Origin of the sequence: Herminiimonas sp. (genome assembly GCF_030645555.1) — a bacterium.
In the GTDB taxonomy this organism is placed as follows: Bacteria; Pseudomonadota; Gammaproteobacteria; order Burkholderiales; family Burkholderiaceae_D; genus Oxalicibacterium.
Window position 1 is genome coordinate 1 of record NZ_JAUSME010000128.1, and the last position, 14,401, is coordinate 14,401.

Sequence of the window (14,401 nt, forward strand, 5' to 3'; positions counted from 1 at the left end):
ACATGTCGCGCTCGGTCGAAAAGCTACGCGCAGGCGTAGCTTTTTTTTCGCCCTCCCGTGCCTTGGATTGCCAAGAACAAGCTGGTCGATCAAACCAAGAACTAAGGTTTGTTGAACTGACGCCGGGCATCATACGGCATGCGCTTGCAAGCGCATGCCGCGCTCGGTCGAAAAGCCGCACGAAAGTGCGGCTTTTTTCGTTTACATTTACTTGCATGAAATGCGGCACACATTACCGGAAAGCAAGAACTAATCGGCTCACAAGCAAGTCACAACAAAGTCACTAGTCATGACGATAATCTGCGCATGCCCCCTTTTTTCTGGAGAACCACGATGTCACGCATAAAATCCGCCTTCATAACCCTGACTTGTCTTGTTGTCAGTGCCTCCGCATTTGCGCAAGCGCAGATCCCAAGCAGCGGCACCCTGGTCATCGTCCCTGCCTTTGGCGAAGTCAGGCAAGCCAACGATCAAGCCGTGCTGACCTTGATGGTCGAAGAGCAGGACAAGGATAAAGCCGTCGCGGCATCGCGCGTAAATCAAAAAATGAAGCAGGGGATGGACATCGTCAGAAAGGCAGATGCACAAGCCATTTTGACTACGCGTGGCTACTACACTTATCCCGTTTACCCGGAAGAGCAGCAGCGTCCAGCGAACAAGGCGCGTCAGCCGAGCAGCTGGCGAGTAGGGCAATATCTGGAAGTGAAGACATCCAACCTTGCCGGCTTGCCGAAAACAGTCGCCGCAGCGCAAAGCGTACTGGCGCTGAGTGCTCTGCAATTCGGTTTGGCCGATGCAACAGCCAAAAAGCTGGATGCGCTACGCATAGCGGACACATACAGGAACCTGACAGAACGCATCGCATCGATTGCGCATGCAATGGGACGCAATCCGGCCGATGCCGTGCTCGACACGATAGACTTTGAGGGCTCGGGAAATTATGCGCAAGAAGCGGCATCGCCAAAAATGATGCGTGCCGCGATGTCGGCCGATGCCGCACCGGTTGAAGAGCCCAGTTTTGAGCCGGGTGAAACGACCTTGAGCATGCGCGCGGTGGGCAAAGTCAGATTCCGCTGAGTCTGATGCCGTATTGAAGCAGGCAAGCTTCAATACGGCTGCAACTTACTGTTCCCGGCTGTGCCAGCGTCCGCCTGGCCAGGGAAATCCGCCTGCCTGCGGCACGCCGGGTTGCCCATATGGAGCCTAGGCACACATTCCACCTATCCTGCATTTGTGCTGCGCTTTTGCTTGCCGGCTGCCGCTGGCATGGCCGGTCTGCTACACTATGACCTCCTGATTTTCCATCAAAAAACCGGTATTTAAAAACGGGATACGCATGTCTAGTTTCAATCGCCGAAAAGCGAAAAACACCACCCCTTCCTTTTCCCGGGCGCGCCTTCCAGGCAAGCTCGCGCGCGCAACGCAAGCGCAGCAGCATGAGGATGAGATGATGGCGCCGGCTCCGAAGGGCCGCAGGCGCGGGATTTATTTGTTGCCGAATGCATTTACCACGGCAGGATTGTTTTGCGGCTTTTATGCCATCGTGATGGCCATGGGGCAAAAGTTCGACCATGCAGCGATTGCGATCTTTGCCGCGATGTTGCTGGATGCAATAGACGGTCGTGTGGCGCGCCTGACCAATACGCAAAGTGAATTCGGCGCGCAGTATGACAGCCTGGCCGACATGGTGTCGTTTGGTGCGGCGCCAGCGCTGGTTGCCTATATCTGGGCACTGCAGGGATTGGGCAAGCTCGGCTGGCTGGCTGCGTTTGTATATTGCGCCGGCGGTGCATTGCGGCTGGCGCGCTTCAATACCAATATCGCCGTGGTGGATAAACGTTACTTCCAGGGTTTGCCCAGCCCCGCTGCGGCTGCCCTGGTCGCCGGTTTCATCTGGCTGATGCAGGATCTTGGTTTTGCCGGTCCGGAGTTGAGCTGGGCTGCATGGGCGATCACCCTGTACGCCGGTCTGACGATGGTGACCAATGTTCCTTTTTACAGCTTCAAGGACATCAACTATCGCAAGTCGGTGCCTTTCATCGCCGTCTTCCTGATCGTGCTGGCATTTGTCGCGATCGCCGGCGATCCGCCTAAAGTGTTGTTCGGTCTGTTTGTGCTGTATGGCTTGTCGGGCTACGCAATCTATTTCTGGCGTATGGCCAAAGGCAAGCCGGTGAGCATAGTGCAGACTGAAATCGAGTCGCCTGACGAGCATTGATTGCTGCAGCGATAAACGCGGGCAATGATAGGCGAGCCTGAAACACAGAATTAACACGATTTACACTTAGCACTTCCAAGGAATCAAACATGTCTGTCAATGCATCCAACAAACTCATCATTTTCGATACGACCCTGCGTGACGGCGAACAGTCGCCTGGCGCATCGATGACGAAAGATGAAAAAATCCGTATCGCCAGACAGCTTGAGCGTTTGAAGGTGGACATCATCGAAGCCGGTTTTGCGGCTGCCTCGCAAGGTGATTTCGAATCGATACATGCAATTTCCGGCATCATCAAGGATGCCACCATATGCTCGCTGTCGCGTGCAAATGACAAGGACATCGCGCGTGCTGCAGAAGCTCTGGCTCCTGCAGAGCGCAAGCGCATTCATACCTTTATCGCAACGTCGCCCCTGCATATGGAAAAGAAGTTGCGCATGACGCCGGATCAGGTCTTCGAGCAAGCCAAACTGGCGGTGCGCTATGCCCGCAAGTTCACCGACGATATTGAATTCAGCCCGGAAGATGGCAGCCGTTCCGATATGGATTTCCTGTGCCGCGTGATTGAAGGCGTCATCAAGGAAGGCGCGACCACCATCAATTTTGCCGACACGGTAGGTTACGCAGTGCCCGAGTTGTACGGCAACATGCTGAAGGCACTGCGCGAACGCATCCCGAATGCAGACAAGGCCGTGTGGTCAGTGCATTGCCATAACGATCTCGGCATGGCGGTGGCCAATTCGCTGGCTGGCGTGATGATAGGCGGCGCACGTCAGGTCGAATGCACGATCAATGGCCTGGGCGAGCGCGCCGGCAACACTGCGCTGGAAGAAATCGTCATGGCAGTGCGTACCCGCAAGGATTACTTTGATCTTCAAATCGGCGTGGATGCATCGCAGATCGTGCCGACGTCGAAACTGGTTTCGCAAATCACCGGTTTTGCGGTGCAACCGAACAAGGCGGTGGTCGGTGCGAATGCATTTGCGCACGCCTCAGGGATCCATCAGGATGGCGTGTTGAAGGCACGCGACACCTATGAAATCATGCGCGCCGAAGATGTGGGCTGGACCACGAACAGGATAGTGCTGGGAAAATTATCCGGACGCAATGCGTTCAAGCAGCGCCTGGAAGAGCTCGGCATCACGCTGGATTCGGGCGCCGAGATGGATGCGGCTTTTGTGCGCTTCAAGGAACTGGCCGATCGCAAGTCGGAAATTTTCGATGAAGACATCATGGCTCTGGTTACAGACGAGCAGCAATCGCATGAAAAGGAATACTACAATTTCATCTCGCTGTCGCAGCATTCCGCAACCGGCATCAAGCCGGCAGCCACTGTCGTATTCTCGATAGACGGCAAGGAAGTAAGCTGCCAGGGCGAGGGCAATGGCCCGGTTGATGCAATCGTCAATGCGATTGAATCGAAGGTGGAGAGCGGTGCAGAATTGCTGCTGTTTTCGGTCAATGCCATCACGACCGGCACCGAATCGCAAGGTGAAGTGACGATGCGCCTGTCGAAGGCGGGACGCATAGTCAACGGTGTCGGTGCCGATCTGGATATCGTTGTTGCATCTGCAAAAGCGTATATCGCTGCCCTGAACAAACTGCATTCCAAGGTGGAGAAATTGAGTCCGCAACTGTAGTTGCCGCGGCTGCATTTTGCATCATGCAATGCCTTGCTTCATAGCAAGGCATTTTTTTGCCCTCGGCAATCTGAAAACATGCAGCGATAAGTGCGCAAGCGTACAGAACCCGGTCCCATCCTGACGATACGATTTCCACGCCTCACTACAATTGATGAGCAAACGACAGGAATCGTGGGTGGCAGGGGATGGGGATGGATAGTGAAAATAAATCGGGCTTTATACGCCTTGTGCTGGTGAGCTGCGCGATTATTGTGTTTACGCTGATCGCCACGACTGCCATAGTCACTGCAGTGCCGATTCTGCCTGCCGCAGTCGTGCCCGACATGCCTCGGGATCAAGCTGACGATCTCTTCGCATATGTCGCGCTGCATCAGTCATGGCGTTACGCTACAGCGCCATACCCCTCGCATGCATTTGATTGCGCGCCATAAATACTGGCGCCGCATCGCAGTTCTATAGTTTTTCAGGCCCGTTCAGGCGCCGGATAAAATGGCATTTCGCTGCTGATCGCCGTGCCGACGGCATAGCCGATGCCGATTTCTTGCAGTTTGTTCAAGGCTACTTCTGCGTCGACATGCTGTGCAATCGTTTCAATTCCCATCACGCTGCTGATGTGCTGGATGGCTACTACCTTGGCGCACGCCACCGGGTCGCTCGCCATATCTTTTACATAGCCGCCGTCAATTTTCACGAAATCGACATCCAGATGCTGGAGGTAGGCAAACGACGACATGCCGCTGCCAAAATCATCCAGTGCGAAGCTGCAGCCCAGCGGTTTGAGCGCAGCGATGAAATGCAGCGACTGTGTCAGATTGGTGATCGCCGTGGTCTCTGCAATCGCAAAACAAATCGCCTGGTAAGGCAGGGAAAAGTGCAGGAATTGCTCACGTATAAACGCGATGAAATGCTCGTCATCGAGTGAATTTCCTGAAATCCTGATTAAAAGAACCGCTGTCTCTGTTCCGCTGGATTTTTTCAGCCCGGCAGCATGTTGCGCAAAGGCCGTGCGTATCGTCCAGCGATCGATGGTAGGCATGAAATGATAGCGCTCTGCCGCCGGGATGAAGGCTGAGGTGGGGATCAGTTTGCCGGATTCATCACCCATGTACAGGCACAACTCATCAAATTGATGCGCTGCCTTGTCAGTGCCAAGCGGGATGATTTTTCGCGAGAACAGACGGAACTGGTCGTGCTCGAATGCCTGTTGTATGCGCTCGTTCCATTTGATGTCGCCCACTCGCGCGGCAAGCTGCTGATCTTCCGCACGATATATATGCACGCGATTGCGACCGGTATCTTTTGCGATATAGCAGGCAGTATCTGCAGCGCTGAGCAGGTCCGGCAAGGACAGTGCATTGCTGTTGAAGTTGACCAGGCCTATGCTGACGCCGATGGCGAATATCTTGTCCTGCCAGACAAAATGAAAATCGCATATCGTTTGACGCAGTTTCTCCGCAATGCGCATTGCAGACTCGGGTGAACAGTTTTCCAGGAATGCACCAAACTCATCGCCGCCCAGGCGTGCCAGCGTATCGCTGTCGCGTACCAGCGGTTGCAACAGCGCGGTAATCTGACGCAGCAATTCGTCGCCGGCACTATGACCGCAAGTATCGTTGACGATCTTGAATTGATCCAGATCGAGATAGAGCAGTGCATGCTGTCTGGGTTGGCGCGCCAGCATATCGATCGCCAGCTCCAGTCGCCGTTCGAATTCGCGGCGATTGAACAGACCCGTCAAGGGGTCGTGTGCCGCTTGATGCGACAGTTGTATGGCGAGTTGGCGCGCATCGCTGACATCATGGAAAACCAGGACGACGCCAGTGATGCTGCCTTCGCGATTGCGTATCGGCGCCGCCGAGTCTTCCACTGCGTACTCGATGCCGTCGCGGCTGAGCAGCACGGTATCCTTGATCAGCGCGACATTGTGCTGCTTCTCCAGCACCATCTCGACCGGATTCAACACCGGTTCGCGCGTAGCGCTGTTGATGATTTTGAAAACCCGGGTCGATGGCAGGCCGGCGGCTTCTGCCGTGGTCCAGCCGGTCAGTTTTTCGGCGACTGGATTCATGTACTCGATATTGCCCAGCTTGTCGGTCGTGATGACTGCATCGGCAATCGATTCCAGCGTTACCTGCGCACGTTCTTTTTCCGTGAATAACACTGCCTTCGACAGTTCGCGCTCGGCTTCATGCTGCTGCAGCGAGATCACCATGCTGTCGAATGCCAGGGCCAGCTGGCTGATTTCTTCCTTGCCGTATTTGACCCCGGTGCGCGCCTGCAGATTGCCGGCGGCGATTTGATTGGCGGTTCTCAGCAGTGCCTTGACGCGGCGCAGGATGATGACATCGCCGACAAACCAGGCGGCCAGCAATGCCAGCAAGGCGATGATTGCCAGCGTTGTCAGCTCCATCATTTGCAAATGGTTGGCCGGTGCGACGATGTCCTTGATCGGAATGCCGATGCTGACCTTGAAGTTGGAGATATCACTGGTGCCAACCGGTGCAAATGCATGCAGGCGCGTCATGCCATCGGCATCGGTTACTTCGGAGGTGCCGAAGCCGACCTTGATCATCACATCAAACAGCGATGGCGCGGCGCGCGTTCCTACCCATTTTTCAGTGTCCGGCCGTCTGGCGATGATGGTGCCGTTGCTGTCTGCAGTAATCAGCACCGCTCCTGCAGGCAGCGCGATGTCGCTGATAAAGCGATCGAGGTAACTCAAATCCAGTGCAGCAAAAATGACAGCTTGTACCTCCCCGTTATTGTCGAACACAGGGTAGGTCAGATTGATCGCGTGTTTACGTATGGCGCTGCCGAATACATAGTCGCCGGCCGCAAATGTACGTTCCTGCACGGTGCGTTTGAAATGGGGGCGATTAGCCAGATTGATTTTTTCCGCGACCGGCTGTGCGCTGCAGCTGACGTTGCCATTCAATTGAATCAAGCCAAAGTTGACGTAACCCGCATTTTTTTTAAGGATGCTGGCCAGCAGCTGACTGCAGGTTTTGCTGTCGCCGCGCAGTTCCGGCAGGGTAGACAGTACGCTCAAGAGCTGTCGCGCGCCTTCAATCGAGCGCGCCTCGCTGGTGGCGGCCAGTTGCGTCAGTTGCTGCAGGTTGTCTTCAGCAATGTGTATCGCTTGCTGCCTTTCCTTCCATGCGCCATAGACGGTCAGGATGACAGGCGGCACGATGGCCAGCAATACCAGCACCAGCAAGCGGATACGCAGGCTGTCGAAATTGAAGGGGGAACTAAGCGGGTTTTTCAATGCATGGACTCTTTAAATGATCGCCGTACGGTACGCGTGTGAAGAAGGCCTCTATCCTGGCTGCCGTGCAGGCCTTCTTTTGGTCGGGTGTTTGAACATCTGAAGGACCATACATGCTTCCACTGCCTGTTCAGACCGGGTCGATGGGAAAGAGTTTCCGCAAAAAAATTAATTGGTTATATTGAATACAAGTGCAGCACTTTGTTTCTGACGCTCACACTGCACGGCGCATTTTCTTGACGGTGTAATCCTTGACTTCCTTGGCCGGCTTGACGAGCTTGACTATGGCTAGCGTGCAATTGTCTGCCTTGCTGCCGGCGGCCCGCTGGCGTGCCTTGGTGATCAGCATTTCGCATGCCTTGCGGGTTGAATTCATCGCAATGGCCGCTCCCAGTTCTGCATCGCTGAAATACTGCCACAGGCCATCGGTGCAAAGCAGGAAGGAATCACCCGCCCGCAAGCCTTCGCGGCGGTTGATGCTCAGCGTAAAATCATTGCTGCTGCCGAGTACATTGACCAGCAGGTTGGCTAGCAGGGGATCTTTCGCGCTTTTTTCATCCAGCTTGTTTTCAGCCTTCAATTGCTCAAGATAGGAATGATCTATGGTGCGCTTGACGCAGTTGGGTCCCTCGAAATAGTACAGGCGTGAATCGCCTACATGCGTCCAGAGCGCCGTATTCTGCGGCGTGATCATCAATAGCACGACGGTACTGTGCGGCTTCTTGTCGGATGAAATGGCAGACAGCTTGATGACGGTATCGGCTTCGCGCGCTATTGTGTGCAGTATGGCTTCCGGATCATCGGTAAGCGGAGAAAACCGTTCAAAAACCTGTTGCGCAGTACTGATGACCTGTTCCGCTGCCAGCGCGCCGCCGGACAAGCCGCCCATGCCGTCAGCGATGACTGCCAGCATATAACCTGGTGCTTTAGGAGCAGCAAATAATGCGGTTCTATCCTGTTGTTCTGAGCGATCGCCTATATGCTGGCCGGTCCCTGCTTCTATCTTGTATTGGCTCATACGTCTGCGTGGATTAAACTATGCGGGTGGATTTGTTGCGTTTGATTATTGCATGCACGCGTCTGCACACAGTCAAATGCGGGCTTTTAAAATTGTAAGAGTTTTTTACAATTGAATTGAATATTGCATTTATGACATAAATTCGGGAAATTTGAAGCGATACGATGCATAGTGCTTCCTTTCCATGCTGAATCATCAGTTTTTGTAGATATTTTGCTACGGTGCTATGCGGGAGCGGGCTCTGACGTAGTTGTGAAAAATGCATCCATAGCCAAGAATGACCATATGACCAAGAGTTCTCCACAGGACATACACCATCGCATCGTTGAGCTCGAAGTCGAGCATCGCGATCTGGATGCCGTGATCGAAACGCTGATCCGTGACGGACGGCATGAAGAGTTACAATTGCGTCGTTTGAAAAAGCGTAAATTGCAGCTCAAAGACAATATTACCTTGCTCAAAATGCAGCTGGTTCCGGATATTCCGGCATAACAAAATCAGCTTCCGTATTTTGCCGGCCGCGCTGCGCATCGGCCGAGGCCGGCGCAGATATCCCCTTTTAATGCATACCCCCAGACTTTATTTTGACCGCTGAATCTTCCGCATTGCCTGTAGTTGCCACCCACGACGCCGAAATCGATCAGCTGTTTGGTGTTGATAGTCCGCTGGGTCACGCGGTCGGCGGTTTTCGTCCGCGGCAATCGCAAACCGAGATGGCCAAGGCAATTGCCAATGCGATCGTCAATCAAAATACCCTGATTGCAGAAGCTGGCACCGGCACCGGCAAAACGTTTGCCTATCTGGTGCCTTCCCTGCTGTGGGGCGGCAAGGTCATCATCTCGACCGGCACCAAGAACTTGCAGGACCAGCTGTTCCTGCGTGATATCCCGACTGTACGCAAGGCCTTGAAGGCGCCGGTTTCGGTCGCCTTGCTCAAGGGGCGCGCCAATTACGTCTGCCATTTCCATCTGGAACGCACACTGCAGAACGGCCGCCTGACCTCGCGTGATGACGTCGGCTATTTGCGCGAAATTTCCCGTTTCATGAAAACCACCAGTTCCGGTGACAAGGCCGAACTGTCGAAAGTCCCGGAAACCGCGCTGGTGTGGAATCTGGTGACATCGACGCGCGACACCTGCATGGGTGCCGAGTGCCAGTATTACCAGGATTGCTTTGTGATGAAGGCGCGCAAGGAAGCGCAGCAGGCTGATGTCGTGGTCGTCAATCATCACCTGTTCTTCGCTGACGTGGCGCTGAAGGATACCGGCGTGGCGGAACTGCTGCCCTCGGCCAACACGATCATCTTCGATGAAGCGCATCAATTGCCGGAGACGGCGACGCTGTTTTTTGGCGATACGATTTCAACTTCGCACGTGCTGGAACTGTGTCGCGACGTGCTGGCAGAAGGCTTGTCGCATGCGCGCGACGGTGCCGACTGGGCCGGCGTGGTGACGCCGGTGGAGCGCGCGGCGCGCGATCTGCGCTTGGCTTTCCCGCAAGACATCGTGCGGCTGGCGGTCAACCAGATCGCTCCTTCCAGCGTATTCTTTCCGGCGCTGGAAACCCTGAAGGAACAACTCGACGGCATGATTGCAGTCTTGCAAAAGCAGGCTGAACGCGCCGAGACGATAGAGCAGTGCCGTACGCGCGCGATAGAAATCGCGACGCGACTCGATGCATGGAACAAGCCCAAGGGCGATGTGATCATCGGCCAGGAAAGCGTGCTGTGGGTAGAGGCATTTTCATCTTCGCTGCAACTGCACCAGACGCCATTGTCGATTGCGCCTATCTTCAACAAGCAGCGCGAAGGCGTGCCGCGCACCTGGATATTCACTTCCGCGACGCTGGCGGTAAAAAACGATTTCAATCATTACAGTGCGCAAATGGGTTTGTGGAACGAGCCTGCGCATTCGTGGCCGAGCCCGTTCGACTATGACAGCCAGGGTTTGCTGTATGTGCCGACCGGCTTGCCGCAGCCGAATTCGCCCGAATACACCGATGCGGTGATCGACGCCGCGTTGCCGGTTATAGAAGCGGCAGGCGGCGGCGCGTTTTTGCTGTGCACGACGATACGTGCGGTCAACCGGGCCGCCGAGCGCCTGCGCGAAGAGTTCGAACGCCGCAAATTGCCGTTCCCCTTGATGGTGCAGGGCGAAGCGGGGCGTACTGAATTGCTGGATCGCTTTCGCGCGGCCGGCAATGCGGTGCTGATCGGCAGCCAGAGTTTCTGGGAAGGCGTGGACGTGCGCGGCGATGCTTTATCGCTAGTGATTATCGATAAATTGCCGTTCTCGCCGCCGGACGATCCGGTACTGGCGGCGCGCATCGAAGCGCTGGAACGCAAGGGCATGAACGGTTTCATGCACCATCAATTACCGGCAGCCATCATCAACCTGAAGCAGGGCGCCGGACGCCTGATACGCGATGAGACTGATCGCGGGGTGTTGATGATCTGCGATCCGCGCCTGATTTCCAAGCCTTACGGCAAGCGGATCTGGCAAAGCCTGCCCTCATTCAAGAGAACCCGCGAACTCGATGAGGTGCGCACGTTTTTTGCATCCACCGCAGCGGGGACGGCTGAGGTGGAGTGAGGGTGGTGCAGGTCGTGGCGCGTACGCCTGACTATCGTGCGCCGCATGCAAGCCAGTTCGAAAAGCCGTAACGCTTCAGGTAAAATTCATCCATGAAAATTCTAATCAGTAACGATGACGGCTATCTGGCACCCGGCTTGATTGCGCTGGCCGATGCCCTGGCGCCTATCGCCGATATCGTGGTGGTCGCACCAGACAGCAATCGTTCCGGCAGTTCCAATTCCCTGACGCTGGACCGGCCGCTTTCGGTCTACCAGGCCTCCAATGGATTCTATTTCATCAACGGTACGCCATCCGACTGCGTGCATATTGCCCTGACCGGCATCATGGAGTGCAAGCCCGACTTGATCGTTTCCGGTATCAACCAGGGGCAAAACATGGGCGACGACACGCTGTATTCCGGCACGGTGGCAGCTGCCACCGAGGGGCATCTGTTCGGCATTCCGGCGATTGCCTTTTCCCAGGTTGACAAGGGATGGTCGGAAGTCGCTGCTGCCGCACGCGTTGCGCGCGATATCGTCGAGCGCCAGTTTGATGCGCTGTCGCGGAATTTTCTGCTCAACGTGAATATTCCGAATTTGCCTTATGAGCAAATCAAGCCAGCCGTCGCCACCCGCCTGGGCAAGCGCCACCAGTCCGAAGCAGTGATCAAGGCGCAGGATCCGCACGGACGCGATATCTACTGGATAGGTCCCTGTGGGGCACAAAAGGACGCGGGCGAGGGCACGGATTTTCATGCCACCGCATTGGGACATGTATCGATCACACCCTTGCAAATTGACCTGACACATAATGTGCAGCTGCAGACCCTGAAGCAGGTATTGCATGACAGATAAGGTCAAGCGCTTTCCGCTTTCGCTTTCATCCATTGCGGAAAAGGCGCCACGCAATGGCGCAAGAAGCGAGATCAACCGTGGCGGCTCTTCAGGCAAGACTGCCACGCCGCAAACCGCGACGCTCAATGCATCCCAGCATGGCAAACGGCCGCTGGCAGGCTTGCGCCCCCCCGAGCCGGCGCGCAAGACGGTAGCGCCAGTTGCCGCCATACGGTCGGCGTCTCCGCTGGTGTCGGATGCGATACGCAAAGCCATGACGGCGCGCGTGGCCAAACAGGGTGTAACGGACAGCAAGGTGCTGGCGGCGATGGAAGCGGTGCCGCGGCACTTGTTCATGGAGCCGGCACTCGCTAGCCAGGCTTATATCGATGCATCATTGCCAATTGGTTATCATCAGACGATCTCGCAGCCGTATATTGTGGCGAGAATGATAGAGGTGATGCGGAACAATAACAGTGCCGGCGTACTCAATCGTGTGCTGGAAATCGGTACCGGCTGCGGTTATCAGGCGGCCGTCCTGTCGCTGGTGGCCAAGGAAGTGTATTCGATAGAGCGCATCAAAGGGCTGCATGAGCTGGCGAAGTCCAACTTGCGGCCGATGCGGGTGGCAAATATCCGCTTGCATTACGGAGATGGTATGCTTGGCTTGCCGCAGGCAGCTCCGTTTGATGGCATTATTTTGGCAGCCGCCGGACTGGAAGTCCCGCAAGCCTTGCTGGAGCAATTGACGATAGGCGGACGGCTGGTGGCCCCGGTTGGCGACCGTCATCAGGTTCTGCAATTGATAGAGCGCGTCAGCAAATATGAATGGAAAAGTTCGACGCTGGAGGATTGCCATTTTGTCCCGCTCCGCCCAGGTACGGTAACTTAGCCTTAACAAACTTAGCCGCAAATATCGCTGGAAGTAATTGAACGTAATGAGAATGAAAAAAATTCGACTCACCTTGTTGGCATTGCTGGTCGGCTCGCTCGCCGCCTGCGGTACCACGCATCATTCTGCGCCTATCAGTGAGCGTGGGGTCGGTGGCAAGGACACATCCACAAAAAATGCGGTAGATGACCGCAATTTTTATACCGTCAAAAAAGGCGATACGCTGTATCGCATCGCGCTGGATTTCGGACAAAGTTATCGCGATATCGTGGCCTGGAACAATCTCACCAATCCGAACGATATCAAGGTCAATCAAGTGTTGCGCGTAGCGCCTGAGGCTGCGCCAGCTCGCAGCGCTGGCGCGCAAACCGGAGCAGTGGCGACCTCGTCCGGCGTCGAAGTGCGTACCCTTGCTGCGCCGGCGGCCGGCAACAAGACCAGTCCGCGCGGCGAAAAACGTCCGTACTCCGATGCCACTCTGGCTGAATTGCAAAAGCCGGACGGTGCAGCGGGTACGGCCAGCGCGCCGCCCAAGGCAGTGGCGTCGACCGACAAGGCAGTTGAGCCCTCTGCGGCTGCGGCGGCCGATGATGAAACCGTTTCCTGGATGTGGCCGGCCGAAGGCAAGCTCATTGCCACCTTCGATGACGGCAAAAAAGGCATCGATATCGCCGGCAAATCCGGCCAGCAGGTGCTGGCGGCGGGTTCCGGCAAGGTCATGTATGCAGGCAGCGGCATACGTGGCTACGGCAATCTGGTCATCGTCAAGCATACGAGTACCTTGCTGTCTGCTTACGCACACAACAAGGCGATCCACGTGAAAGAAGGCCAGAACGTCAGCAAGGGCCAGAAAATAGCCGATATGGGCGATTCGGATGCCGATGCAGTTAAGCTGCATTTCGAAATTCGCCAGCAAGGCAAGCCGGTCGATCCTTCCAAGTTTTTGCCCAGCCGCTAATGACTCGTAACCGGGACGCCCAGGCAGACGATGAAGAAAACGCGGAGGCTGCGTCCCCCGAGCTATCGTTGCGACCTGTCGTTGATGAAGAAAAAGAAGATGACGTCGACGAGGATGACGAGGTTGCTGAACTGGATGCGGGAGCAACCCCGGTTGAAGTCGCTGGTATTGATGAGCTGAAAAGAGTCCTGGCGACCGAACTTTCCACCGATGCGACCCAGCATTACCTGAACCAGATAGGCGCGCGTGCGTTGCTGACAGTGCCGCAGGAAGTGCACTTTGCGACGCTCGCCAAGCAGGGCGATTTTGCCGCGCGCCAGACCATGATCGAACATAATCTGCGCCTGGTGGTGTCGATAGCCAAGCATTACATCAACCGCGGCGTGGTCTTGCTGGATTTGATAGAAGAAGGCAATCTGGGCTTGATGCGCGCGATCGACAAGTTCGAGCCGGAGCGCGGCTTTCGTTTCTCGACTTATGCCACCTGGTGGATACGCCAGAGCATAGAGCGCGCCATCATGAATCAGGCGCGCACCGTGCGCCTGCCTGTACATGTCGTGCGCGAACTGAACCAGACGCTGCGTGCCAAGTTTCATCTGGAAGCGCAACATCACGACGGTAAGGATGCAACGGCGGAAGACATCGCGCATCTGGTCGATCGCAGTGTCGAAGATGTGCAGGATATTCTGGCCTTGTCCGAGCATGCAACTTCGCTGGATGCGCCGCTCGATGGCGATCCGCAGGCGAGCTTGATGGATCTGTTGCAGGGCGATCATGCGCATGACCCCGATACGCTGGCCGAGCATCACGAAATGACGGTGCTGGTGCACGACTGGCTGGAAAAGCTGCCGGAAAAACAGCGCCTGGTCATCACGCGTCGATTCGGTCTCGATAATGACGATCCTTCCACGCTGGAAGAGCTGGCGACAGAAATGCATGTCACGCGTGAGCGGGTGCGGCACATTCAGCAGGAAGCCCTGGTCAAGCTGAAACGCTCG

General features: G+C 55.8%; 12 protein-coding genes. 9 read left to right on the forward strand and 3 right to left on the reverse strand.

Going from position 1 to position 14,401, the window contains the following annotated elements; genetic code table 11:
- Positions 1-217: hypothetical protein (locus Q7T06_RS05005; RefSeq protein ID WP_304781220.1), on the reverse strand; the 217-nt coding region annotated here is incomplete at its 3' end.
- Between the two features lie 116 nt (positions 218-333).
- On the opposite strand from Q7T06_RS05005, the gene Q7T06_RS05010 reads away from it, so the two are divergent.
- From Q7T06_RS05010 to Q7T06_RS05020, 3 genes are all read left to right on the forward strand, one after another.
- Positions 334-1,077, forward strand: coding sequence for an SIMPL domain-containing protein (locus Q7T06_RS05010; RefSeq protein WP_304781223.1), 744 nt, complete (start codon positions 334-336; stop codon positions 1,075-1,077).
- 259 nt (positions 1,078-1,336) lie between these two features.
- Positions 1,337-2,218, forward strand: coding sequence for a CDP-diacylglycerol--serine O-phosphatidyltransferase (pssA, locus tag Q7T06_RS05015; protein ID WP_304781226.1), 882 nt, complete (start codon positions 1,337-1,339; stop codon positions 2,216-2,218).
- A gap of 89 nt (positions 2,219-2,307) precedes the next feature.
- Positions 2,308-3,858 carry a 2-isopropylmalate synthase gene (locus tag Q7T06_RS05020; RefSeq protein ID WP_304781229.1) on the forward strand — a complete coding sequence of 517 codons (1,551 nt, stop codon included), beginning with the start codon at positions 2,308-2,310 and terminating at the stop codon, positions 3,856-3,858.
- Positions 3,859-4,324: 466 nt separating this feature from the next.
- Here Q7T06_RS05020 and Q7T06_RS05025 read toward each other — a convergent pair whose 3' ends face one another.
- Positions 4,325-7,129, reverse strand: a complete 2,805-nt coding sequence (locus Q7T06_RS05025; RefSeq protein WP_304781232.1) for an EAL domain-containing protein — start codon at positions 7,127-7,129, stop codon at positions 4,325-4,327.
- A gap of 214 nt (positions 7,130-7,343) precedes the next feature.
- The gene (locus tag Q7T06_RS05030) at positions 7,344-8,147 is read right to left on the reverse strand and encodes a PP2C family serine/threonine-protein phosphatase (RefSeq protein WP_304781235.1); all 804 of its coding nucleotides are present in this window, start codon (positions 8,145-8,147) and stop codon (positions 7,344-7,346) included.
- Between the two features lie 285 nt (positions 8,148-8,432).
- Here Q7T06_RS05030 and Q7T06_RS05035 point away from each other — a divergent pair, with 285 nt between their 5' ends.
- The 6 genes from Q7T06_RS05035 to rpoS all read left to right on the forward strand — a co-directional run.
- Positions 8,433-8,639 carry a YdcH family protein gene (locus Q7T06_RS05035; RefSeq protein WP_304781238.1) on the forward strand — a complete coding sequence of 69 codons (207 nt, stop codon included), beginning with the start codon at positions 8,433-8,435 and terminating at the stop codon, positions 8,637-8,639.
- 92 nt (positions 8,640-8,731) lie between these two features.
- Positions 8,732-10,738, forward strand: coding sequence for an ATP-dependent DNA helicase (locus Q7T06_RS05040; protein WP_304781241.1), 2,007 nt, complete (start codon positions 8,732-8,734; stop codon positions 10,736-10,738).
- A gap of 92 nt (positions 10,739-10,830) precedes the next feature.
- A complete protein-coding gene (gene surE, locus Q7T06_RS05045; RefSeq protein WP_304781246.1) occupies positions 10,831-11,574 on the forward strand; it encodes a 5'/3'-nucleotidase SurE in 744 nt (247 codons plus the stop codon).
- Positions 11,564-12,445: a protein-L-isoaspartate(D-aspartate) O-methyltransferase gene (locus tag Q7T06_RS05050; RefSeq protein WP_304781249.1), complete on the forward strand. Its 882-nt coding sequence runs from the start codon at positions 11,564-11,566 to the stop codon at positions 12,443-12,445. The genes surE and Q7T06_RS05050 overlap by 11 nt, the downstream gene beginning before the upstream one ends.
- 52 nt (positions 12,446-12,497) lie before the next feature.
- On the forward strand, positions 12,498-13,403 hold the full coding sequence (locus Q7T06_RS05055) for a peptidoglycan DD-metalloendopeptidase family protein (RefSeq protein WP_304781254.1): 906 nt from the start codon (positions 12,498-12,500) through the stop codon (positions 13,401-13,403).
- Positions 13,403-14,401 (forward strand): RNA polymerase sigma factor RpoS (gene rpoS, locus Q7T06_RS05060; protein ID WP_304781257.1); only part of this gene is annotated, 999 nt, incomplete at its 3' end. The genes Q7T06_RS05055 and rpoS, both read left to right, overlap by 1 nt.

Excerpts from the sequence above, each read along its gene's own strand:
- Q7T06_RS05010 (WP_304781223.1), top strand. The coding sequence starts at position 334 with ATGTCACGCATAAAATCCGCCTTCATAACCCTGACTTGTCTTGTTGTC.
- pssA (WP_304781226.1), top strand. The coding sequence starts at position 1,337 with ATGTCTAGTTTCAATCGCCGAAAAGCGAAAAACACCACCCCTTCCTTT.
- Q7T06_RS05020 (WP_304781229.1), top strand. The coding sequence starts at position 2,308 with ATGTCTGTCAATGCATCCAACAAACTCATCATTTTCGATACGACCCTG.
- Q7T06_RS05030 (WP_304781235.1), bottom strand. The coding sequence starts at position 8,147 with ATGAGCCAATACAAGATAGAAGCAGGGACCGGCCAGCATATAGGCGAT.
- Q7T06_RS05035 (WP_304781238.1), top strand. The coding sequence starts at position 8,433 with ATGACCAAGAGTTCTCCACAGGACATACACCATCGCATCGTTGAGCTC.
- surE (WP_304781246.1), top strand. The coding sequence starts at position 10,831 with ATGAAAATTCTAATCAGTAACGATGACGGCTATCTGGCACCCGGCTTG.
- Q7T06_RS05050 (WP_304781249.1), top strand. The coding sequence starts at position 11,564 with ATGACAGATAAGGTCAAGCGCTTTCCGCTTTCGCTTTCATCCATTGCG.
- Q7T06_RS05055 (WP_304781254.1), top strand. The coding sequence starts at position 12,498 with ATGAAAAAAATTCGACTCACCTTGTTGGCATTGCTGGTCGGCTCGCTC.